Below are 23,079 nucleotides of genomic sequence, written 5' to 3'. Positions count from 1 at the left end.
CGCGCTTCGTTCAGCGCTGGGCGCGGGCGAGGTTGGCGCGCAGCTCGTCGGCGTTCTGCCGGACGACGTAGGCGGGCTGGTCGCGCTCGACGCGCCAGCTCTCGGCGAGCGAACCGATGTCTACGGTGTCGAAGCCGAACTCGTCGTAGAGCGCGGTGACGTGCGCGACGGCATCCGGGTGGTCGCTCGCGGCCGCGAGCGCCCGACGGTCGGGGGTGCCGGCGGGGGAGCCCCCGGTGTTGATGTCGGCGGCGGGGATGTGGTTGAACGCCTTCACGACCTTCGACTCGGCGAAATGACGCTGCGCCATCTCGGACGTCGTGGTGCGCTTCGCCTCCAGCTCGGCGATGCGGCCGTCGCGCTCCCAGTAGTAGTTGTTCGTGTCGAGCACGATCTTGCCCGCCAGTGGTTCGGCGGGGATGTCCTCGAGCGCCTTGAGCGGCACCGTGACGACGGCCCAATCGGCCGCCTCTGCCGCATCCTGGGCGGTCGCCGCCCGTGCACGGTCGCCGAGCTTCGCGACGAGATCGTTGAGCGTCTCCGGCCCGCGCGAGTTGGCGATCACGACGTCGTAGCCGCGTGCGACGAGCCCCTCGGCGAGAGCGCTTCCGATGTGTCCTGCTCCGATGATTCCCACAGTGGTCATGGGGAGGTGAACCGTTGGAACCGGCCCCGGCATTCCCGCAGGTTTGTAGAGACCGGGTTGGTCAGAGGATCTGGCCGATGGGCTCGCGCTTCTCCGCCTGGAACCGGTCCTCGTTGCGCCCACGGGCCCAGTAGCCCGACAGCGAGACCCGGCCGCGGTCGAGTCCGCGCTCGTCGAAGAGCACGCGTCGCAGAGCCTTCATCGACTCGCGCTCGCCGTGGGCGAAGACCTGCACGTCGCCCGCCGGCCAGTCGTACTGCCGCACGACGGCGGCGAGAGCCTCGGGATCGTGGGTGGGGTCGACGATCCACTCAACCTCTACCCCGGCGGGCGCCTCGAGGGCGAGGATCGCATCGTCGGACTCCACCTCGATGAACGCGTGTCCGACCGCATCCGACGGCAGGGCCTCGAGCGTCGCCGCGATGGCCGGAGCGGCCGACAGATCACCGGCGAAGAGGTGGAAGTCGGCCGCGGCATCCGGGGCGTAGCCGCCGCCCGGTCCCATCAGCTCGATCCGGTCGCCCACCTGCGCGCGCGCCGCCCACGGTCCGGCGAGGCCCTCGTCGCCGTGGACGACGAAGTCGATCGAGAGCGTGCCGGCGACGGCATCCACCCGACGGACGGTGTACGTCCGAGTGACCGGCGCCGACTCGGGCGCGGGGGTCGTGAATTTCAGCTTGACGTACTTATCGGTCTCGGGCCGGTTCTGGAACGCAGCGAAGCCCTCGCCGCCGAGGGTCACGCGCACCAGGTGCGCCGAGAGGCGTTCGGTTCCGACCACCTCGAGCTCGATGCTCGGGCGCGGGGTACGGGGAGCGGTGCGAGAGGAGAGGGCCACCTCATCCACGGTACCCGGGGCGCCGCGGGTCAGGCGAAGCGGACCCAGTTCGCGCCCGCGCCGGTCTCGGCCTGCTCGAGCAGCGTCAGCTCGGCACCGTCGACGGCGTAGAGCGAGACCGTGCGCGACTTCTCGCCCGCCGCGATCAGGCGGTCGCCGGCGGGGGAGAGGACGAATCCGCGCGGCTGCGGCTCGGTGGGGATGAAGGACGCGACGTCCTGCACGGTGCCGTCCTCGGCGACGGGTGCGGCGCCCAGCGTGCTCGTCGAGCGCTCCGAGGTCCAGAGGTACTGCTCGTCCGCGCCGAAGTGGATGTCGGCGCCCCAGACGGCGTGGTTGGCGACGGGGTCACCGCCGATCTCACCGCGCACGAGCCCGGCGGCCGGGTCGACCGCGTTGGCCCGGGAGTGCAGCTGCAGGCCGCCCGTCTCCAGATCGCGGATGTAGTGCAGCACCTCGCCGGAGTACTCGGTCATGACGTAGACAGCGTCCTCGGCGCTGTTGAGCACGAGATGGCGGGGGCCGCTGCCGGCGGGCGCTGCGGCGGTGCCCGAGCCGACCGGAGTCAGCGTCAGGTCGTCGCCGAGCGCGAACTGCCCGACGAGGTCGTCGCCGAGCGAGACGAAGTAGGCGAAGCGGCCGTCGGAGGAGGGCAGCACCGAGTGGAGCTTGGCGAACTCGACGCGGCCGGTAGGGTCGCCGATCACGCCGTCGGTGATCGGGGCGACGAGGCCGTAGTCGCCGCCGTACGACGCAGCGAGCAGCGCCGTGCCCCCGCGGGTGAGCGCGATGTAGCTGACCGACCCCTCCGGAAGCGCGAACCGCGAGAGGGGGGTGAGCTCGCCCGTGCCGCGATCGAGCGTGAGCGTGACGATCGCAGCAGGCTCGTCCGAGGACGCGCCCTTGACCCCGGCGTAGACGAGGTCGCGCTCGCCGTCGATGGCGAAGGTGCCGGTTCCGGTGAGGCCTTCGGCGACGAAGAGTCGTTCGAGGGCGTCGCCGTCGAGACGGAACACGCTGATGGTGCTGTCACCCGCGTTGGCGACCAGGACGAGAGAGGAATCAGTCACATCACGAGCCTAGCTCCGCGGCCCGAGACCAACGCGGCGGGCGAGCACGCCGGGGACTGATAAACTCGACGACGGAAGTGTGTCCGAGCGGCCTAAGGAGCATGGCTGGAATCCATGTAGGCGGGGTAACTCGCCTCGCAGGTTCAAATCCTGTCACTTCCGCCACAACGAAGGGCGCCACTCATCCGGGTGGCGCCCTTCGTCATGCCAGGATGCCGTCCCACACCCGCCCGCCCTCGCTGATGCGCTCCGACGCGTCAAGCCGGGCCGCGGCGGTGCCGGGCTTGCGGCGCGCCTGCGCGTGGATGCATCCCGCGAACTGCGCGGTGAAGTCTCGACGCGGATGCCGCTCGGTGACCGCCCGCAGGGTCTCGGCATCCCACAGCTCCGGCGCGACTCCTGAGACGTCGAGGCTCGTCGCGACCTCCAGCAGGTGACCCTCGGGGTCGAGTGCCGGGTCGACGCTCAGCCACATGTGCCGCTCGATGACCTCGCGCACGCGTTCGCGCCGCTCCGGGGGCCACCCCGCACCGGCCGCGAAGAGCCACCCCGCCGCCCCGCCGGCCGATTCGAACGCCACCTCGTGCGCGTCGAACGCCGGCGTCACGCCGAGGTCGTGGAGCATTGCGGCGACGAACAGCAGTTCGGGGTCGTGGTCGAGCCCGAGCGCCTCGGCGCGCAGCCGCGCCCAGGCCCACGACCGGATGCCGTGGTCCACGAGCGCGGGCGAGGACCACCGGCTCACCGCCTCGAGAGCCAGCGCGGCGGCGGGCGTCGGCGGGGTGAGGAGACGGTCGAGATCACGGATCATGCGCTCATTCTGGGGTGGCGGCGACGGCCCGGACCGCCCCGCTGCCGACTCCGGCAGACATCAGAGCGGCCGTGTCCCGAAAGCGACGGCGTGTCGGAGTCAGCGGGTGTCACGGAGGGTCATATGGCCCCGACGACCTCGAATCGGGTTTAGCGTCGGTGGGTCGCCATCGCGACGTCATCCCTCTCAGGAGCACCACCATGAGTTCTGCCACCTCGAAGAACGCCGCCGCCCCGGCGAAGCGGAAGAAGCCCTTCTACCGCTCGTTCGGCTTCCAGATCACGATCGCCCTCGTCGCGGGCGTCCTCCTCGGCCTGCTGGCACGTCAGCTCGGGCCCGATGCCGAGGGCAACCCGAACGGGCTCGCCGCGACGCTGTCGACGATCGGCAGCGGCTACGTCACACTGCTGCGCACGGCGGTCGTGCCGCTGATCTTCCTCGCGATCGTCGCCTCGATCACGCAGCTGCGCAACGTCACGAACGCCGCGCGCCTGGCGGGCCAGACGCTGCTCTGGTTCGGGATCACCGCGCTGATCGCCGTGACGATCGGCATCGTGCTGGGCGTCACGATCCAGCCCGGCGCGCGTGTCGACGCCGGTGAGCTCACGCCCGACGTCCCCTCGAGCGTCGGCTCGTGGTGGAGCTTCCTCACGGGCCTCATCCCGCAGAACTTCCTCGGTCTGTCGGTGTCGACCTCGATCAACCCCGAGACGGGTGCCGCGAGCTCGAGCGTCGGGTACAACGTGCTCCAGATCATCGTGATCTCGGTCGCGATCGGCATCGCCGCCCTCAAGCTCGGCAAGCGCGCCGAGGCGTTCGTGTCGTTCACCGAGTCGGCCCTGAAGGTCGTCCAGCGGGTGCTCTGGTGGATCATCCGCATCGCCCCGATCGGCACCCTCGGCCTCATCGGATCCGCTGTCGTCACCTACGGCTGGGAGAAGCTCACGACGCTGCTCTGGTTCGCCGTGGCGATCTACATCGGCCTCGCGCTCGTGCTGTTCGTGGTGTACCCGGTGCTGCTGAAGACCCACGGCCTGTCGATCCGGCAGTACTTCTCGGGTGTCTGGCCCGCCGTGCAGCTCGCGTTCGTCTCGCGTTCCTCGATCGGCACGCTGCCGCTCACGCAGCGCGTCACGGAGCGCAACCTCGGTGTCCCGCGCGAGTACGCCTCGTTCGCCGTGCCGTTCGGGGCGACGACCAAGATGGACGGCTGCGCCGCGATCTACCCGGCGATCGCCGCGATCTTCGTCGCGCAGTTCTTCGGCCTGGAGCTCAACGCGGTGCAGTACCTGCTCATCGTGGTGGTGTCGGTGGTCGGCTCGGCGGCGACGGCGGGTACGACCGGCGCGACCGTCATGCTCACACTGACGCTCACGACCCTGGGCCTGCCGCTCGAGGGCGTCGGCCTGCTGCTGGCGATCGACCCGATCCTCGACATGGGGCGCACCGCGGTCAACGTCGCAGGCCAGGCGCTCGTGCCGACGATCGTCGCCAAGCGAGAGGGCATCCTCGACCGCGAGCTGTACGACGCGGAGCGCTCGGGCGACCCGTTCGCCGACGACAGCGCCGACGAGCTGGAGCCCTCCGTCCGGGCCTGACGCTCGCGCCCACCCGCGATGGGGCGCACTTTCCGGCATCCGGCGCAGCTTCTTCTGCGCTCGACCTCAGGAAGTGCGCCCCATCGGCGTGCACGGGGCGCGCGTAGCGGGTAGGTCAGGCGTGAACGAGGGCGCGGGGGAGCAGGACGGCGCCGATGCGCCGCGGCGTCGAGACGGACGCGAGCAGCCCGCGGCGGACGGCGAGGGCGTCGGATGCCGCGGCGCGGCCGATCTCCGCGTCGCGTTCGCTGCCGGGAACGCCGTAGCTCGCGCGTTCGACCGCGGCGACGAGGGCCTCGACCCTGTTCGCGGGAACCGTCGGCACCGCCGCCAGCCGGATGCCGAGGGCACGGGGGCTCTCGGCGTCGTCCACGCGCAGGCCGACGTCGCGAGCGCTCTCGCGGACGATGCGCCACGCGGCCAGCACATCGCCGCGTTCAGCCGCCGTCGCCTGCCACCGCCGCCGCGCCGCTCCGAGGAGGGCCGGCAGCAGCACGAGGGCCGCGAAGCCGAGGGCGACTCCGCCGTAGGGCAGCACGAGCGAGAGGGGCGACGTCCCGGAGCCCGCTCCCGTCCCCGTCGAGGCGGTCGGCGTCGGTGTGGGCACGCCGTCCGGCGCGACCGTCGCCGTCTGCTGCGGCGCGGGCGCCGGAGGCACGTCCTGCCCGCCGTCGTCAGGCACCGGCTGAGTGGATCGCGTGTAGGTGGCGGGGGTCCCGAGGCTGTTGGTGGGCTCGAACGGCACCCAGCCGATGCCGGCGAAATACACCTCCGGCCACGCGTGCAGCTGCGAGCTGAGCACCGTCGCGACGCTCTCGCCGTCGGCGACCCGGCCGGTCAGCGTCCCCGGCAGGTATCCGACGACGATGCGGGAAGGCATGCCGAGTGTCCGCGCCATGACGGCGAACGCCGAGGCGAAGTGCACGCAGTAGCCGCTGCGGACCTCGAGGAAGTCGGCGATCGCATCGACGCCTGATCCGTCGAACCCGTCGGAGACCGGAGCGTCGAGCGAGTACGTGAACTCCCCACTGCGGAACCAGCGCTGGAGGGCGGCGAGCCGGTCGAAGTCGTTCTCCGCCGTCGCGGTCACCTCGCGCGCCGTCCGCTCGATCGAGGCGGGCATCTCGGCGGGCAGTTCGCTGACCGTCTCGGGGAGGCCGTCGATCGTGGTCCCGGCCGCCTGGATCTGCTCCAGGGTCGGTCGCACGACGTGCGTCGTCGTGACGTATTCCTGGCCCTGCGTGACGGCGTCTCCTGCGATGACCGTGCGGTTCGATGGCATCGCCTCCCACGCGCCCGAGAGGTCATCGACGCGCACGGCCGGGCCGGGAACCGGCAGCCAGGCGGAGGAGAGCTGGGTGATGCTGACGGTGGTCTGGTACTCCGTCACACGGATGTCGGGGTCGGCGACGACGGGACCGAGCGCCTCGGGGGTGAGCGGTGTGGTCTCGTCGCGGTCGGGCTCCCACACCCGGCCATCGAAGCGAGAGAGCGTCGCCGCCCGCAGGTACGGCATGCTCGGCGCGTTGGTGCGCGTCGTCAGCACCTCGACGTCCGTGGGGCGTCGCAGGTCGTCGCCGAGCTCGAGGCTGGCATTGATGGTCGTGGCGGGCCCCGTGCCGACTCCGATGCGGGGCGCCGGGCGGGGGAGTTCCGGGACGACGATGACGGTTGCGACGATCGCGGTCACGGCCAGGCCGGCGGCGAGCACCGCTCCCGCGCGGCGCGGACGCGCGGCGGAGGCCGCCTCACCGCGCGGTTTCTCCGCAGCGGCGACGGATCGGGCGAGGGCGCGCTCGCGAGACCGGGTCTCGGCGCGGATGAGCAGCAGCAGCGCGGCGGCGAAGACGACGAACCCGACCAGGTCGACGGCGGAAGGGACGGACAGGGCGGGGATCAGCCATACCGCGACGAGAGCGATGGCCGCCAGCACGGGCATCCGCGCGGTGATGACGGTGTGGTCGAGCAGCACCGTGAGAGCCGCGACACCGGTCACGGCCAGGGCTGACAGTGGCCGCTCCGCCGAGAGCGGCGCGATGCCGTTGACGATCTGGTCGCTCGCGCCCGCCACGAGAGAGGGCACCTCGGCGAACGTTCCGGGCGTCGGGATCACCAGCAGCAACGCGGTGTCGCCGAAGTACACCGCGGTGACGAGCGCGCCGGCGGCCACCAGTTCGGTCAGAGTCACGACGACGGCGGGCGTGCGAAGTCGTCGCAATCCGATGCCGACCAGCAGCACGGCCGCGGCCACCGTGACCGCGACGACGAGCCACGTGCCGGCGGCGACGACGCGCAGCAGCGGAAGGATCGCCGCGATGATGGCGACGAGGAGGGCCGTCGCCAGGCGCACGTCACCGGTTCGAGTCAGCTCACCGCGCGCGGGCATCGTCGCCGGGCGGCGCCAGAACCGGCGTGACGGATCAGCGGGCACGAGCCGTCCCCCATTCGGTCGCGGCGCGCCAGGTCTCGGTGAGGTCGCCGTCGGCGGAGAGGGCGGCGGCCCGCCAGCCGGCCGCGGACGCCCGCTCGAGGGCGTCGTCCGAGGAATCGGCGGCCAGCAGCACGGGGAGCGCGCTGTGAGCGACCAATGGTGCCAGGGCCTCGGCATCGGCGGCGGTGACCCGCGCCGACACGACAACGACGGGACCGGCGACGGTGCCCGCGAAGAGGCGGGGGAGCGAGGCCAGACGGTCGTCCGATCCGGTGACGATCGTCGCGAGGTCGAGGGCGAGCTGCTCGACCGCGACGATGTCTCCCGCCGGGACGGGTGCGCCGATGGGGTGCGCATCGGTGTCGATGACGGTGACGTCGTAGCCTTCGCGGGCGAGACGGGCGGCGGCCGAGATCGTGGCGGTCACCGCGGCCTCGAACGTCGGGTCCTCGCCCGGTCGTGACGCGGCGGGAGCCCAGCGCGCCGCCGCGCGATCGAGCACGACGTTCGCCTCCGGGGTGGATTCCTGTTCCTCCTGACGCACCATCAGCTCGTCGTGGTGCGCGCTGGCACGCCAGTTGATGCGCCGCATCGAGTCGCCGGGGGCGTAGGCCCGGGGGATGAGGTTGTCGGCGCCCTCGCCCAGCTGATGGGTCGCGGTGTGGAGGCTGCCGCCTGCCTCGCCGGGGTACTCCGTCAGGGGAGGCAGCGTCACCGTCGCCGGCGCGACCGTGATCGGCTCCACGCCACCCGCCCGCACATTGCGACGCGTGAACCCGAACGGATCGGTGACGACGATCGAGAACGGCCCCACGTCGCGGATGCCCCGTCGAGTGCCCCGGATGCGATAGGTCAGCCGGACGTGGTCGAGGGCTGCGGCGCCGGCCAGGATCCCGGAGGCCTCGCCCTCCACGCCTTCGGGCAGGATGTCGGTCCATCGTGCGATCGCGCCGGACAGACCGCCGCGCGCCGTCGCGTGCACCGTGACGACGCTCTCGGTTCCGACCGCGGCGATGTCGGGGGAGAACGAGCGCGATACCTCGCCGTAGCGGTGCACGAACCACAGCGACACCCACCCGAGCGCGACGATCACGAGCAGCAGCACGCCGACGTACACCAGCTCCACGACGCCGAAGGCGTGGGCGCAGACGATGGCGGCGATGCCGATGACGACCGCGCCGACCCCGCGCGGCGTCAGCGGCCACGTCCGTCGGAGAGCGCGTCCCAGCGGGTGCAGCCGGCGTCGAGCCGGGGCGGGAGAAGCGGACATGGCGGGCTCAGCGGACCGGGAGAGGCACCGGCACCGTCGCGGCGATGTCGGCGAGTGCGGCCTCGACCACCTCGGCACCGCTCTTGCCGCGGGAGGCGCCGGTCGTGCGTGCCGGGATGAGTCGGTGAGCGAAGACCGGCTGCAGCAGGGCGACGATGTCGTCCGGGATGACGAAGGGGCGCCCGTCGAGCGCCGCCCACACCTTCGCGGCGCGGACCAGCTGCAGCGTGGCTCGCGGACTGGCCCCGAGACGCAGGTCGCGGTGGTCGCGGGTCGCCCGCGCGATCGCGACCGCGTACTCCTCGACAGCGGGTGAGACGTGCAGGCTGCGGGCCCACGCGATGAGATCCTGCACCTCGCGTGCGGTGATGACCGGAGCGAGCGACGAGAGCGGGTTGACGGTGTCGCGCTGGCGCAGCATCCGCGCCTCGGAGGCGGCATCGGGATAGCCCATCGAGATCCGCATCATGAAGCGGTCGCGCTGCGCCTCGGGCAGGGCGTAGGTGCCCTCCATCTCGAGAGGGTTCTGCGTCGCGACCACCAGGAACGGCGCGGGCAGCGCGTGGGTTCGGCCATCGACCGTCACCTGACGCTCCTCCATCGCCTCGAGCAGCGCCGACTGCGTCTTGGGGGAGGAGCGGTTGATCTCGTCGGCGATGACGATGTGGGCGAAGATCGCCCCCTGCTTGAACTCGAACTCGCGATCGGCCTGGTTGAAGACGCTCACCCCCGTGACGTCGCCCGGGAGCAGATCGGGGGTGAACTGGATGCGGCGCACCGTGGCATCCACCGTCGCGGCGAGCGCTCGCGCGAGCATCGTCTTGCCGACCCCGGGCACGTCCTCGATGAGGAGGTGACCCTCGGCGAGGAGGCACACGAGCGCGGAGCGCACCGCCTCGGGCTTGCCGTCGATGACGCGGGCGATGCTCGCCGAGATCGCGTCGGTGGTGGCGGCGAACCGGTCCGGGCCGAAAGCCGCCTGGATGCCGTCGTTGGTCATGCGATCCCCTCGTTCTCGGCGCCGCGTGTCCCGCCGCGTCGCGCCCATCTGGCGAGAGCCTAACCGCCCCCGGTGACGGGAGGACTCAGGTTCCGGGTTAGGATGGTGACAGCTCTCCGCGAGGCGGCATCCAGGCCAACTCCCCCAGGACGGAAACGTAGCAAGGGTAACCGGGCTCTGCCGGGTTCGCGGAGAGTCTTACTTTTCCCCCACCGTCGTGGCCTGCGGCACCCGCCGCCACGACCCGTGGGGATATTCACGGCTCGTGGTCAGGCCTCTCCCTCTTAGGCTGAACCCGTGGCTCAGAGCATCTACATCACGTCCGCAGAAGGCCATTCCGCGAAGTCGATCATCGCGCTGGGGGTGCTCGAGGCGTTCAGCCGTGTCGCGCCCCGCGTCGGAGTGTTCCGGCCGATCGCCCGGTCGACGGAGGAACGCGACTACGTCCTCGAGATGCTGCTCGACCACGACGGCGTCGACCTCGCGTACGACGAGTGCATCGGCGTCACCTACGACGACATGCGGCGCGACCCCGACGGTGCGCTCTCCCGCATCGTCGAGCGTTACAAGTCGGTCGAGGCCAAGTGCGACGCCGTCGTCATCATGGGCAGCGACTACACGGATGTCGGTTCTCCCGCCGAGCTGAGCTACAACGGTCGCATCGCCGTGAACCTCGGGGCGCCGGTCCTGCTGGTGCTCGGCGGCCGGGCAGGCCAGGGCGGCGGCGAGAAGCTCGGCTCGGCCCCGGCACGCACCCCCGACGAGATGGGGCAGATCGCTTCGCTGGCCGTCGCCGAGCTGCGGGGCGACCGCGCCGAGCTCTTCGCCGTCGTCGCCAACCGTGCCGACGGCGATCGTCTCGACGAGATCGTCGAGGCCGTGCGCGGTGCGGTACCGCAGAACGTCCCGGTCTGGGCCGTGCCGGAGGACCGCTTCCTCGTCTCGCCGTCGGTGAGCACCGTCCTCGCCGCCGTCGAGGGGTCGCTCGTCAAGGGCGACGCCGACCTCCTGGGGCGCGAGGTGCTCGGGGTCGTCATCGGTGCGATGTCGATGGTCAACGTGCTGCCGAGGCTCAGCGAGCGCTCGGTCGTGGTCATTCCCTCCGATCGTGCCGAGGTTCTGCTCGCCACCCTGCTCGCGCACGGGTCGGGGACCTTCCCCTCGCTCTCGGCGATCGTCATCAACGGCGGATTCCCCCTGCCCGAGGCGGTCGACCGTCTGATCGACGGCGTCGGCGAGACGCTGCCGATCATCGCGACCGACCTCGACACCTACGAGACCGCAGCCCGCATCATGGGTACCCGCGGGCGCCTCGCGGCCGATTCCCGGCGCCACTACGAGGCGGCGGCGGCCCTGTTCGAGCGGCACATCGACACCAATGAGCTCACCGAGGCACTCGGGCTCGCACGCTCGACCGTCGTGACCCCGCTGATGTTCGCCTACGGCCTGGTCGAGCGGGCCCGCACCGACCGCCGCCGCATCGTCCTCCCCGAAGCCGACGATGATCGCGTGCTGCACGCGGCCTCGATCGTGCTCGCCCGCGGCATCGCCGACATCACGCTGCTGGGAGAGGAGATCGAGGTGCGCTCGCGCGCGCTCGAGCTCGGTCTCGACCTGCGCGGAGCCGAGATCCTCTCTCCCTTCGACGCCGTGCACGTCGACAAGTTCGCCCGCGAGTACGAGCGCCTCCGCGCGCACAAGGGCATGACGTACGGCCAGGCGGCCGACACGGTCACCGACGTGTCGTACTTCGGCACGCTCATGGTGCACCTCGGTCTCGCCGACGGGATGGTCTCGGGTGCCGCGCACACGACGGCGCACACGATCCGTCCGGCCTTCGAGATCATCAAGACGAAGCCGGGCGTCTCGGTCGTCTCGAGCGTCTTCCTCATGGCGCTCGCCGACCGCGTCCTCGTCTACGGCGACTGCGCCGTCATCCCCGACCCCACGAGCGAGCAGCTCGCCGACATCGCCGTGTCGTCGGCCGAGACGGCCCGCCAGTTCGGCATCGACCCGCGCGTGGCGATGCTGTCGTACTCGACGGGGGAGTCGGGGACCGGCGCCGACGTCGACAAGGTGCGCGCGGCCACCGCCCTCGTCCGCGAGCGCGCTCCCGAGCTGCTGGTCGAAGGCCCCATCCAGTACGACGCGGCGACCGACGCCGCCGTCGCGGCCAAGAAGATGCCCGGATCGTCCGTCGCCGGCAAGGCGACGGTGTTCGTCTTCCCCGACCTGAACACGGGCAACAACACCTACAAGGCCGTCCAGCGGTCGGCCGGCGCCGTCGCGATCGGCCCCGTCCTGCAGGGCCTGAACAAGCCCATCAACGACCTCTCCCGCGGAGCCCTCGTCGAAGACATCGTCAACACGATCGCGATCACCGCGATCCAGGCCCAGGGAGGGGCATCCGCATGAGCATCGTGCTCGTCATCAACAGCGGTTCGTCGTCGTTCAAGTACCAGCTGATCGACGCCGAGACCGGCATCCCTCACGCATCGGGTCTCGTCGAGCGCATCGGGCAGGAGCAGGGCCGGGTCAAGCACACCGTGTTCTTCCCGCCCGCCGCTGCCGGCGAGCCTGCCGTGACCGCCACCGACGCCACTTCCGAGCGCGAGCTGCCGATCGCCGACCACACGGCCGGCTTCCAGCTCATGCTCGACGCGTTCGCCGAGAACGGCCCGTCGCTCGAGCAGCATCCGCCCGTCGCCGTCGGCCACCGTGTCGTCCACGGTGGCGCGCGGTTCTTCGAGCCCACGCTCATCACGCCTCTCGTCGAGATCAACATCGACGAGCTGTCGGTGCTCGCGCCGCTGCACAACCCCGGTGCGCTGCAGGGCATCCGCGCGGCGAAGGCGGCCTTCGCCGACCTGCCGCACGTCGCGGTCTTCGACACCGCCTTCCACCAGACGATGCCACCTGCCGCCTACACCTACGCGGTCGACACCGCGCTGGCCGAGGCCCACCGCGTCCGCCGTTACGGCTTCCACGGCACCTCCCACAAGTTCGTCTCCGAAGCCGCGGCCGCTCACCTCGGGCGACCGCTCGCCGAGCTGCGCCAGATCGTGTTCCACCTCGGCAACGGCGCATCCGTCACGGCGATCGATGGCGGCCGTTCGGTCGACACGTCGATGGGGATGACGCCCCTCGAGGGCCTCGTCATGGGCACGCGCTCGGGCGACATCGACCCCGCGGTGATCTTCCACCTCGCCCGACGCGCCGAGATGACCATCCCGCAGCTCGACGACCTCCTCAACAAGCGCAGCGGAATGCTCGGCCTCGCCGGGGTCTCCGACATGCGCGACATCGAGGAGGGCGTCGCCCGCGGCGACGAGGCGGCCACGCTCGCGTTCGAGGTCTACGCCCACCGGCTGCGCGCCTACGCCGGCGCGTACCTCGCGGAGCTCGGCGGGGTCGACGTCATCTCCTTCACCGCGGGCGTGGGCGAGAACTCTCCGCAGGTGCGTGCCGCGGCACTCGAGACGCTCGGGTTCGCCGGGATCGAGATCGATCCGGCCCGCAACGAGCAGCGCGGGCGCGGCATCCGCCGGATCTCGACGGACGCCTCGCGCGTCGAGGTCCTGGTCGTCCCGACCAACGAGGAGCTGGAGATCGCCCGGCAGACCATCGCCGTGACGGCGTGACTGCCCGACTCATTACGCTGGTTCCGTGACCTCGGCTGACCTTCCCGACCTGACCACCTACGACGGCGTCCTGTTCGACCTCGACGGCGTGCTCACTCCGACCGCCGACGTGCACATGCACGCCTGGCAGACGATGTTCACCGAGCTCTTCAGCGCCTGGGGCATCACACCGGCGTACACCGCCGACGACTACTTCCGCCACCTCGACGGCAAGAAGCGGTACGACGGCGTCGCGAGCCTGCTGCGCTCGCGTGACGTCGAGGTGCCGTGGGGCGATCCGAGCGACGACCCGTCAGCGGACACGATCTGCGGCATCGGCAATCGCAAGAACGCCGTGTTCGAGCGCGTCCTGCGGTCCGAAGGGATCGCGCCCTACCCGGGATCGCTCGCCCTGGTCGACAAGCTCCAGGCAGCCGGGACCCCCATCGCGGTCGTCTCGAGCTCGAAGAACGCGCGCGAGGTCCTCGCCGTCGCTGGCCTGCTCGAGAGGTTCCCGGTCGTCATGGACGGCGTCGTCGCGGAAGAGCGTCATCTGCCCTCCAAGCCCGCGCCCGACGTCTTCGCCGAGGGGGCGCGCATGCTCGGCGTCGATCCGGCCCGCTCCGTCGCCATCGAGGACGCCCACTCGGGTGTCGAGTCGGCCGTCGCGGCAGGCTACGCTCTCGTGGTCGGCGTCGATCGCGGTGCCGGTGCCGATGCGCTGCGTGCGCTCGGAGCCCACGTCGTCGTCGACGACCTCGACGCCTTCGTCTGATCACGTCTACACCCGCCCGCATCGCCCGCCTCCAGCAGCGGGAACCCGTCCTCCGGAAGGCCATCATGATCGATCGCGATCGCTTCCCCGTCGACCCCTGGCGTCTCGTCGAGAGAAGGTTCTCGGTCGAGGACATCGGCGTCACCGAGACGCTCTTCGCCGTCGGCAACGGCTACCTCGGGCTGCGCGGCAATCACCCCGAGGGGCGATACGCGCACGAGCACGGCACCTTCATCAACGGTTTTCACGAGATCTTCCCGATCCGCCACGCTGAACAGGCCTTCGGCTTCGCCGAGGTCGGTCAGACGATCATCAACGCGCCGGACGCGAAGGTCATGCGCGTCTACGTCGACGACGAGCCGCTCTCGCTCGACATCGCCGATATCCGCGACTACGAGCGGGTGCTCGACATGCGCACCGGCGTCCTCACGCGCAAGCTGCTGTGGGTCACCCCCAGCGGCAAGGAAGTGCAGGTCGACTTCGAGCGCCTCGTGTCGTTCGAGCAGAAGCACCTGGCGATCATGCGGCTGACGGTGACGGTGCTCAACTCCGACGCTCCGGTGTCGGTGAGCAGCCAGATCGTCAACCGCCAGGACGGCGAGGACGTCTACGGCGGCTCGGCGCCGGGCCGTGCCGCTCCCGGTTTCGACCCGCGCAAGACCGAGAAGATCGAGGAACGCGTCCTCCAGCCCCAGGAGTACTGGCAGGACGAGGACGGCCGGTCGGTGCTGTCGTACAAGTCGTCCAACTCGGGCATGACGGTGTCGGTCGTCGCCGATCATCTGATCGAGACCGAGAACGAGTTCTCGACACGGCGACTCGTCGAACCCGACATCGCCAAGAACGTCTTCCGCGTCAACGCGCGCCGGGGCGTTCCGATCACCGTGACCAAGCTCGTCAGCTACCACACCTCGCGCGGCGTGCCCGCCCGCGAGCTCGTCGAGCGGAGCCGTCGCGTGCTCGACCGGGTTCGCGAGGAGGGCGTCGAGGTCCAGTTCGAGCGGCAGGCGGCGTGGTGCGCCGACTTCTGGCGCCGCTCCGACGTCCGTATCGGCGGCCACGAGGACCTGCAGCAGGCGACCCGGTGGTGCCTGTTCCAGCTCGCGCAGGCGGCCGCCCGCGCCGACGGGCAGGGGGTCCCCGCCAAGGGTGTGACGGGTTCGGGGTACAGCGGACACTACTTCTGGGACACCGAGGTCTACGTCCTGCCGTTCCTCGCCTACACGACGCCCCTCTGGGCCCGGAACGCGCTGCGCATGCGCTACCTGATGCTGCCGGCCGCACGCCGCCGCGCCCGGCAGCTCAACGAGGCGGGCGCCCTGTTCCCCTGGCGCACCATCAACGGCGAAGAGGCGTCGGCCTACTACGCCGCCGGCACCGCGCAGTACCACATCAACGCCGACGTCAGCTTCGCCCTCGCGAAGTACGTGCGGGCGACCGGTGACGTCGACTTCCTCTACCGCGAGGCGGTCGACATCGCCGTCGAGACGGCGCGGCTGTGGTCCACGCTCGGGTTCTGGCGTTTCAGCGAGAACGGTGACGCCGAGTCGTTCCACATCCACGGCGTCACCGGCCCCGACGAGTACACGACGGTCGTGAACGACAACCTGTTCACGAACGTGATGGCGCGGTTCAACCTGCGTTTCGCGGCGCGCACGGTCCGCGACATGGCCGAGCAGGCGCCGGAGGCGTACCGTGCCCTCACCGAGCGTCTCGACCTCGACCCGGCCGAGGCCGACGGGTGGGAGCGGGCGGCCGAAGCGCTGCTGATCCCGTTCAGCGAGTCGCTGCGCATCCACCCTCAGGACGCGGTCTTCCTCGAACGCGAGGTGTGGGACCTCGAGAACACCCCCGACAGCCAGCGTCCGCTGCTGCTGCACTTCCACCCGCTCGTGATCTACCGCTACCAGGTGCTCAAGCAGGCGGACGTGGTGCTCGCGCTGTTCCTCCAGGGCAACCACTTCACCGACGAGGAGAAGCTGGCCGACTTCGAGTACTACGACCCGCTCACGACCGGCGACTCGACTCTGTCGGGTGTCGTGCAGTCGATCCTCGCGGCCGAGGTCGGATACCAGGACCTCGCGCTGGAGTATTTCCTCGAGTCGATCTACGTCGACCTCGGCGATCTCCACAGCAACGCGTCGGACGGGGTGCACGTCGCCTCCGCCGGCGGTGTGTGGACCGCCCTCGTGTCGGGCTTCGGCGGCATGCGCGACCATTACGGCGCCCTGAGCTTCGACCCGCGTCTGCCGCGTGACTGGCCCTCGCTGGAGTACACGCTGCACTGGCAGGGCACGCGCCTCGACATCACGCTGACGGCCGATGCGATGACGGTCGCCGCCGGCCCCGGCGACGCGGTCGAATTCTCCGTCCGCGGACGCGACGTGCGGGTCGAGGGCGGAGAGACCGTCCGTATACCGCTCGCGGGTCAGGGCCCGCTGCTCTCGGGGCGGCCGTCGCTGCGCCAGCTCGCCGACGCCAGGCGCGAGGACGGGTCGCTGCTGTCGGCGTCGATCCCGGATGCGACCGTCACGACGTCCATCCCCACGGTGACGACGGAGGTCCCCGTTATCACCGGCGAGATCCCCGTCGTCGATGATTACGCGCAGACCTTCGCCGACCAGCAGGTGAGCACCGACTCCTGACGGACGCCGGGGCATCCGGTCCTCGTCTGCGGCGGGTCAGGCCCGCGCAGCGACCTCGCGTGCCCCGGCGGCCGTGGCGGTCGCGTCGGTCATGATCGCGCGGACGGCGTCGCGGCCCGCGCGGTTGGCTCCGACCGTCGACTGCGACGGGCCGTAGCCGATGAGGAAGAGCCGCGGCTCGTCGACCGACCGCCCGTTCGCGACCCGGATGCCGCCGGCGGCGGTCCGCAGGCCCAGCGGTGCCAGGTGGGGGATGTCGGCTCGAAATCCCGTCGCCCACAGGATGGCGTCGGTGCGCTCAAGACGGCCGTCCGGCATGCGCACCCCGGTCGGCTCGATCCGCTCGAACATCGGATGCCGCACGAGCACGCCGCGTTGCTGCGCCGACTCCGCCCAGCGATTCCAGTGCAGGCCGGTGACCGAGATGACGCTGCCGAGAGGAAGCCCCTGCCGCACGCGCTCCTCGACCCCCGCGATGGCCGCGATGCGCGCGGCGGTGTCGAACCCGCCGGCATCCCACCGCAGCTCGTCGCGCGTCACCCAGAAGGTGTCGGCGACGCGGGAGATCTCGTCGAGCAGCTGGATGGCCGAGATGCCGGCGCCCACGATGACGACCCGCTGCCCGGCGAACTCGTCGGCCGAGACGTAGTCGTGTACGTGCAGCTGACGGCCGGCGAATGTCTCGGCTCCCGGGTAGCGGGGCCAGAACGGGCGGCGCCACGTCCCCGTGGCGTTGACGACCCAGCGGGCCGACCATGACCCGGTGCCTGTCACCACGCGCAGACGACCGCGCGGATCGGCGTCTTCGCGTTCGACGCGCCGCACCTCCACGGGGCGATGCACGCGGAGGTCGAAGCGGCGCTCGTAGTCGTCGAAGTAGGCCGGCAGCACGGTGCGTGCCGGAGCCCGCGGATCGGCCGGCGGCACGGCGAATCCCGGCAGCTCGTGGATGCCGTTCACGGTCTCCATCCGCAGTGATTCCCACCGGTGCTGCCAGGCGCCGCCGGGGCCGTCTTCGGCGTCGAGCACGACGAACGTTCGCACGGGTGCATCGGAGGGTGCGTCTCCGGGGGCGACCGGGACGAACCCGCGACGCCGCAGATGGTAGGCGGCGGAGAGACCGGCCTGCCCTGCGCCGATCACGACGACGTCGACCCGGGCGGCTTTCATGCCCGGTGCAACCGCGCGCGGGCGCGCGCTGTTCCCGCGGTGGCGGATGCCGACAGGGCCGGTGTCAGCGGTACGCCGTAGTCTGTCTGGGTGACCACCGCCCTCTACCGCCGCTACCGTCCCGAAGCGTTCGGCGAGATGATCGGCCAGTCGCAGGTGACCGAACCCCTGATGACGGCGCTCCGCTCCGACCGCGTCGGTCACGCGTACCTCTTCTCCGGTCCCCGCGGCTGCGGCAAGACCACCTCGGCCCGCATCCTCGCCCGCTGCCTCAACTGCGCGCAGGGACCCACAGACACCCCGTGCGGCACCTGCGACAGCTGTGTCGAGCTGAGCCGCGGCGGCGGTGGATCGCTCGACGTCGTCGAGATCGATGCGGCATCCCACAACGGTGTCGACGATGCTCGCGACCTGCGCGAGCGCGCCGTCTTCGCGCCGGCTCGCGACCGCTTCAAGATCTTCATCCTCGACGAGGCGCACATGGTCACGGCTCAGGGCTTCAACGCCCTGCTGAAGCTCGTCGAGGAGCCGCCGGCCCACGTGAAGTTCATCTTCGCGACGACCGAGCCCGAGAAGGTCATCGGCACGATCCGCTCGCGCACGCACCACTATCCGTTCCGTCTCGTCGCGCCCGCGGCGATGCTCGAGTACGTGGAGCAGCTCTGCGCCCAGGAGGGCGTGCAGGTCGAAGCCGGTGTCCTCCCGCTCGTCGTGCGTGCCGGGGGAGGGTCGCCGCGCGACACGCTGTCGCTGCTCGACCAGCTGATCGCCGGCTCCGACGACGGCGCCGTCGCGTATGAGCGCGCCGTCGCCCTGCTCGGTTACACCCACGCCGAGCTGCTCGACGAGGTCGTCGGGGCGTTCGGCGCCGTCGACGCTGGGGCGGCCTTCGCGGCCGTCGACCGCGTCATCCAGACGGGCCAGGACCCGCGGCGGTTCGTCGACGACCTGCTCGAGCGCCTCCGCGATCTCATCATCGTCTCGGCGACCGGCCAGGGCGCATCCGCCGTGCTGCGCGGCGTGTCCGCCGAAGAGCTCGAACGGATGGGACGCCAGGCCGCGCTCTTCGGCACCGACCGTCTCTCGCGCACGGCCGATCTCGTCGTGACCGCGCTCGACGAGATGTCGGGGGCCACATCACCGCGGCTGCAGCTCGAGCTGCTGGTCGCGCGTGTGCTCGCCGCGGCCCAGCACGGCGTTCCCGCAGCCGATCAGGCGCCGGTCGCCGCGGCCCCCGCGTCGCATGCCTCGTCGCCCGCGTCCGCGCCCGCAGCCCCGCCACGCATCGTCACCCCCGCTCCGGCGCAGGTTCCGGCCTCCGCGCAGCCCGACCGTGCAGCGGCCTCGCCCGCTCCCACGGCACAGCCGTCCGCGCCGGCGACCGGCGCTGCGGCGGCCGCATCCGGCTCGGCGGCCGCGGCCCCGGCGGAACCGCGCGATCCGTCGACCGTGACGCTCGCGCAGATGCGCGACGCCTGGCCCGAGGTGCTGCAGCGTCTCGAGACGATCAGCCGCACCTCGTGGATGATCGCCTCCGTCGCCTCGCCCGTCGCCTTCTCCGAGACCGGCGTGCTCACCCTCTCGTTCCAGAGCCAGTCCGACGTCCTGCAGTTCAAGAAGCTCAACGCCGGCAAGGGCCCGAGCGAAGACCTGCGCGGCGCGATCCTCGGCGTTCTCGGGGTGCGAGTGAAGTACGTCGCTCGTCACGATTCCGACCCCGGCGGCGGACCGGCCCCGGGCGGGCCCACACCTCAGCCTGCCGGCGGGCAGCCCGGCGGCGCTCCCCGGCAGCAGCCCTCCACGGATCAGCGGCAGCCGGTGCAGGCGCCCTCGTCGCAGCAGGCTCCGGGCGGTCAGCGGGCCGCGGGTGCCCCCTCGGCGCCGGCGGGCGGCCGCCCGACCGCAACCGCGTCACCCTCCGGCTCCTCCTCCTACGCCGCCCCCGTCACGGAGTGGGCGGTTGCGCCGATTCCGCAGGGCGACCCGGCGCCGCAGTTCGCGGTGGACGACGAGCCCGAGGATGCCGTCGCGGCGCCCGTGCGCACGCTCACGGCCCCCCACGACGGTGACGTCGACCCGTACCCCGAGCCTCTGCCGCCCATCGACGAGGAGGACCGCGACTACCCGCCGCCGCCCGTCGACGACTACGCGCCGCTGCCCCCGCGCGCGCCGGTCGCCGTGGAGCGGCCCACGGCCGCGCCTCCGGCCGCAGACCGGAACGGCTCCGGTCCCGAACGGCCCGCTGCCGCCCCCGTTGCCGCGCCCCCGAACGGTCGAGCGAACGCGGCGCCCGCGCGGGGCGGGATCGAGCGATACGGCGAGGCGGTCGTGCGCCAGATGCTCGGTGCCACCTTCGTCCGCGAAGAACCCTTCACCTCACCCACGAGATTCGGCTAAGCCATGTACGACGGCATCGTCCAGGACCTCATCGACGAATTCGGCCGCCTGCCCGGCATCGGACCGAAATCGGCGCAGCGCATCGCGTTCCACATCCTGCAGACCCCGACCTTCGACGTCTCGAAGCTCTCGCACCTGCTCGGCGAGCTGCGCGAACGCGTACGGTTCTGCGATATCTGCGGCAACGTGTCCGAGCAGGACCGCTGCGCGATCTGCCGCGACCCGCGGCGCGACGGCACGTTCATCTGCGTCGTCGAGGACGCCAAGGACGTCGCCGCGATCGAGCGCACCCGTGAGTTCCGGGGCCTCTACCACGTGCTCGGCGGAGCGATCAGCCCCATCGGCGGCGTCGGCCCCGACGACCTCCGCATCGCGCAGCTCATGCAGCGCCTCGCCGACGGCACCGTGCAGGAGGTCATTCTCGCCACGAACCCGAACCTCGAGGGCGAGGCGACGGCGACCTACCTCAGCCGCCTCCTGACGACCCTCGAGATCCGGGTCACGCGCCTGGCATCGGGCCTTCCCGTCGGGGGCGACCTCGAATACGCCGACGAGGTCACGCTGGGCCGGGCGTTCGAGGGACGCCGCCAGCTCTGACGGCATCCCTCGAGGCGGGGTCAGGCCCGCTGGTCTGCGAGACCCACGACGTCGAGCAGCCAGGCGAGCTCGAAGGCGCGTTCGCGCCACGAGTTGTACCGGCCGCTCACGCCGCCGTGACCGGCGACCATCTCGCACTTCAGCAACGCGTCGACACCGACCTCGCGCAGGCGGGCGACCCACTTGGCGGGCTCGACGTACATCACGCGGGTGTCGTTGAGCGAGGTGACCGCGAGGATGCGCGGGTACGTCGCGTCCTCGCGGACGTTCTCGTACGGCGAGTACGACTTCACGTACGCGTAGACGTCCGGGTCGTGCAGCGGGTCGCCCCACTCGTCCCACTCGATGACCGTCAGCGGCAGGGAGGGATCGAGGATCGTCGTCAGCGCGTCGACGAAGGGGACCGCGGCGAGGATTCCGGCGAACAGCTCGGGGGCGAGGTTGGCCACGGCGCCCATGAGCAGTCCGCCCGCTGATCCGCCCTCGGCGGTCATCCGGTCGGGCGAGGTGTAGCCGGTCTCGACGAGGTGGCGGGCGACGGCGACGAAGTCGGTGAAGGTGTTGCGCTTGTGCAGCAGCTTCCCGTCTTCGTACCATTGCCGCCCCATCTCGCCGCCACCGCGCACGTGAGCGACGGCGAATACGACGCCGCGATCGAGGAGCGACAGGCGCGCCACTGACATGGCCGGGTCGATCGAGTGCTCGTATGAGCCGTAGCCGTACAGATGCAGGGCGCGGGGCTGACCGCTCGCCCCGTCCGCGGGGTCTCCGAACGACCGCTTCCAGACGACCGAGACCGGGATGCGCGTTCCGTCATCGGCCGTCGCCCACACCCGTCGCTGCTCGTAGTCCGCGGGGTCGTAGCCGCCCAGCACCGGCTGGCGCTTGCGCAGCAGCAGGTCTCCGGTCGCGACGACGTAGTCGTAGACGGTGCCGGGGGTGACGAATGAGCCGTAGCCGAGACGCAGGACGGGCGGCGCCCACTCGGGGTTCCCGCCGGAGCCCACCGTGTAGAGGGGTTCGTCGAACTCGAGCTCGGTGACCGAGCCCGACGCGTAGTCGAAGATGCCGAGACGCTGCAGCCCGTCGCGCCGGTAGCCGAGCAGCGCCCAGTCGCGGAACGTCGAGAGGCCCTCCAGACGGCGTCCCGGCTGGTGGGGGAGCACGACCTCGCGCGCACCCATCGGGTCTTCGGCCGAGACCCGCACGAGCTCGAAGTCGAGCGCGTCGTCGTTGTGCAGGACGTAGAGCACATCCGCGCCGTCGACGATCGCGTGTGAGACGGAGTACTCCACGCCCTCACGGCGAGGCCACACCGAGCGCGGCTCCGCCCGCAGGTCGTCGGCCGGCACGAGGAACTCCTCGCTCGTGATCGACGAGCCGACCTCGATCACCAGATACCGGTCGCTGCGCGTGAAGCCGGCACCCACCCAGTACCGTTCGTCGGGCTCGTGGAAGAGGCGTTCGTCGGAGGCCGTGTCGGTGCCGATCTCGTGCAGCCAGACCGAGTCGGGTCGCCAGGCGTCGTCGACGGTGGAATAGACGACGAACCGGCCGTCCGGTGACAGCGAGGCTCCGGCGAAGGTGCCGGCGATCTCATCGGCGAGGTTCTCGCCGCTGGCGATGTCGCGCAGGCGAAGGGTGTACCGCTCGTCGCCCTCGGTATCGACGCCGTACAGCAGCAGGGAACCGTCGGTGGAGACCTCGAAGCTGCCCAGCGAGAAGAACTCCGCTCCTTCGGCCTCGACGTTGCCGTCGAGCAGCACCTGCTCGCCGGGGACGTCGACGCCGGGTTCGAGCTGCGGGGGAGTCCAGTCATCGGGTGAGACCAGGGGAGCGCGGCAGTGGATGCCGTACTGGCTGCCCTCGACCGTGCGGCTGTAGTACCACCAGTCGCCGCGGCGGCTCGGAACGGACAGGTCGGTCTCGAGGGTGCGCCCCTTGATCTCCTCGAAGATCCGCTCGCGCAGCCCGCTCAGGTGCGCCGTGCGGGCGTCGGTGTACGCGTTCTCGGCCTCGAGGTGCGCGACGACCTCGCCGGCTTCCTTCTCGCGCAGCCACTCGTAGCGATCGACGAACTCGTCGTCGTGGTGCGTACGGCGGTGCTCGCGCACGGCTGCAACGGGGGCCGCCGGCGCGTCGGAGGGGGACGGAGTGGGGATGTCGCGGGTGTCGGTCACCGTTCCACGCTAGCGCCGCGGCCGCCTGATC

At 71.2% G+C, this 23,079-nt stretch carries 16 protein-coding genes, 1 tRNA gene and 1 other RNA gene; 9 read left to right on the top strand and 9 right to left on the bottom strand.

Features of this window, described 5'->3' with window-relative positions; genetic code table 11:
- Positions 1-10: 10 nt before the first annotated feature.
- The 3 genes from ABIC53_RS08235 to ABIC53_RS08225 all read right to left on the bottom strand — a co-directional run bounded on the left by ABIC53_RS08235 (position 11) and on the right by ABIC53_RS08225 (position 2,554).
- Positions 11-646, bottom strand: coding sequence for an NADPH-dependent F420 reductase (locus ABIC53_RS08235; protein WP_354451055.1), 636 nt, complete (start codon positions 644-646; stop codon positions 11-13).
- 61 nt (positions 647-707) lie between these two features.
- Complete coding sequence (locus ABIC53_RS08230; RefSeq protein ID WP_354451053.1) at positions 708-1,484, bottom strand: siderophore-interacting protein; 777 nt, start codon at positions 1,482-1,484, stop codon at positions 708-710.
- Positions 1,485-1,513: 29 nt separating this feature from the next.
- The gene (locus ABIC53_RS08225; protein WP_354451051.1) at positions 1,514-2,554 is read right to left on the bottom strand and encodes a lactonase family protein; all 1,041 of its coding nucleotides are present in this window, start codon (positions 2,552-2,554) and stop codon (positions 1,514-1,516) included.
- A 73-nt stretch (positions 2,555-2,627) separates the two neighbouring features.
- Here ABIC53_RS08225 and ABIC53_RS08220 point away from each other — a divergent pair.
- A tRNA-Ser gene (locus ABIC53_RS08220) sits at positions 2,628-2,719 on the top strand.
- Between the two features lie 37 nt (positions 2,720-2,756).
- On the opposite strand, the gene ABIC53_RS08215 is transcribed toward ABIC53_RS08220, so the two are convergent.
- Complete coding sequence (locus ABIC53_RS08215) at positions 2,757-3,365, bottom strand: HD domain-containing protein (protein ID WP_282502257.1); 609 nt, start codon at positions 3,363-3,365, stop codon at positions 2,757-2,759.
- 200 nt (positions 3,366-3,565) lie between these two features.
- On the opposite strand from ABIC53_RS08215, the gene ABIC53_RS08210 reads away from it, so the two are divergent.
- A complete protein-coding gene (locus tag ABIC53_RS08210; RefSeq protein ID WP_269266728.1) occupies positions 3,566-4,963 on the top strand; it encodes a dicarboxylate/amino acid:cation symporter in 1,398 nt (465 codons plus the stop codon).
- Positions 4,964-5,078: 115 nt separating this feature from the next.
- Here ABIC53_RS08210 and ABIC53_RS08205 read toward each other — a convergent pair whose 3' ends face one another.
- Genes ABIC53_RS08205 through ABIC53_RS08195 form a run of 3 tightly spaced genes read right to left on the bottom strand, consistent with a single transcriptional unit; the run spans position 5,079 to position 9,664 of the window.
- Positions 5,079-7,394, bottom strand: coding sequence for a transglutaminase TgpA family protein (locus tag ABIC53_RS08205; RefSeq protein WP_354451049.1), 2,316 nt, complete (start codon positions 7,392-7,394; stop codon positions 5,079-5,081).
- A complete protein-coding gene (locus tag ABIC53_RS08200) occupies positions 7,384-8,664 on the bottom strand; it encodes a DUF58 domain-containing protein (protein WP_354451047.1) in 1,281 nt (426 codons plus the stop codon). Before ABIC53_RS08200 ends, ABIC53_RS08205 begins: the two co-directional genes overlap by 11 nt.
- Positions 8,665-8,671: 7 nt before the next feature.
- A complete protein-coding gene (locus tag ABIC53_RS08195) occupies positions 8,672-9,664 on the bottom strand; it encodes an AAA family ATPase (protein WP_354451045.1) in 993 nt (330 codons plus the stop codon).
- Positions 9,665-9,771: 107 nt separating this feature from the next.
- On the opposite strand from ABIC53_RS08195, the gene ffs reads away from it, so the two are divergent.
- From ffs to ABIC53_RS08170, 5 genes are all read left to right on the top strand, one after another.
- An RNA gene (gene ffs / locus ABIC53_RS08190) (signal recognition particle sRNA small type) lies at positions 9,772-9,868 on the top strand.
- Positions 9,869-9,961: 93 nt separating this feature from the next.
- Positions 9,962-12,079, top strand: a complete 2,118-nt coding sequence (pta, locus tag ABIC53_RS08185; RefSeq protein WP_269266720.1) for a phosphate acetyltransferase — start codon at positions 9,962-9,964, stop codon at positions 12,077-12,079.
- Positions 12,076-13,305, top strand: a complete 1,230-nt coding sequence (locus tag ABIC53_RS08180) for an acetate/propionate family kinase (protein ID WP_354451043.1) — start codon at positions 12,076-12,078, stop codon at positions 13,303-13,305. Before pta ends, ABIC53_RS08180 begins: the two co-directional genes overlap by 4 nt.
- A gap of 25 nt (positions 13,306-13,330) precedes the next feature.
- Positions 13,331-14,059 (top strand): HAD family hydrolase, encoded by a 729-nt coding sequence (locus ABIC53_RS08175; protein ID WP_354451041.1) that lies wholly within the window; start codon positions 13,331-13,333, stop codon positions 14,057-14,059.
- A 65-nt stretch (positions 14,060-14,124) separates the two neighbouring features.
- Entirely contained in the window at positions 14,125-16,704 is a 2,580-nt protein-coding gene (locus ABIC53_RS08170) for a glycoside hydrolase family 65 protein (protein ID WP_112613679.1), read from the top strand.
- A gap of 36 nt (positions 16,705-16,740) precedes the next feature.
- Here the strand turns inward: ABIC53_RS08170 and ABIC53_RS08165 are convergent, their stop codons facing one another.
- Positions 16,741-17,874 carry an NAD(P)-binding domain-containing protein gene (locus ABIC53_RS08165; protein WP_354451039.1) on the bottom strand — a complete coding sequence of 378 codons (1,134 nt, stop codon included), beginning with the start codon at positions 17,872-17,874 and terminating at the stop codon, positions 16,741-16,743.
- 90 nt (positions 17,875-17,964) lie between these two features.
- Here ABIC53_RS08165 and ABIC53_RS08160 point away from each other — a divergent pair, with 90 nt between their 5' ends.
- Together ABIC53_RS08160 and recR are read left to right on the top strand one after the other, a co-directional pair.
- The gene (locus ABIC53_RS08160; protein ID WP_354451037.1) at positions 17,965-20,271 is read left to right on the top strand and encodes a DNA polymerase III subunit gamma and tau; all 2,307 of its coding nucleotides are present in this window, start codon (positions 17,965-17,967) and stop codon (positions 20,269-20,271) included.
- A gap of 3 nt (positions 20,272-20,274) precedes the next feature.
- Positions 20,275-20,868 (top strand): recombination mediator RecR, encoded by a 594-nt coding sequence (gene recR / locus ABIC53_RS08155; protein ID WP_112613685.1) that lies wholly within the window; start codon positions 20,275-20,277, stop codon positions 20,866-20,868.
- Between the two features lie 20 nt (positions 20,869-20,888).
- Here the strand turns inward: recR and ABIC53_RS08150 are convergent, their stop codons facing one another.
- Positions 20,889-23,048 carry a S9 family peptidase gene (locus ABIC53_RS08150; protein ID WP_502915518.1) on the bottom strand — a complete coding sequence of 720 codons (2,160 nt, stop codon included), beginning with the start codon at positions 23,046-23,048 and terminating at the stop codon, positions 20,889-20,891.
- Positions 23,049-23,079 lie beyond the last annotated feature (31 nt).

This window comes from Microbacterium sp. 1262, assembly GCF_040544895.1.
Classification (GTDB): domain Bacteria; phylum Actinomycetota; class Actinomycetes; order Actinomycetales; family Microbacteriaceae; genus Microbacterium; species Microbacterium plantarum.
The sequence above is the reverse complement of the archived record's forward strand: the minus strand, read 5'-3'. Positions and strand labels throughout refer to the sequence as shown.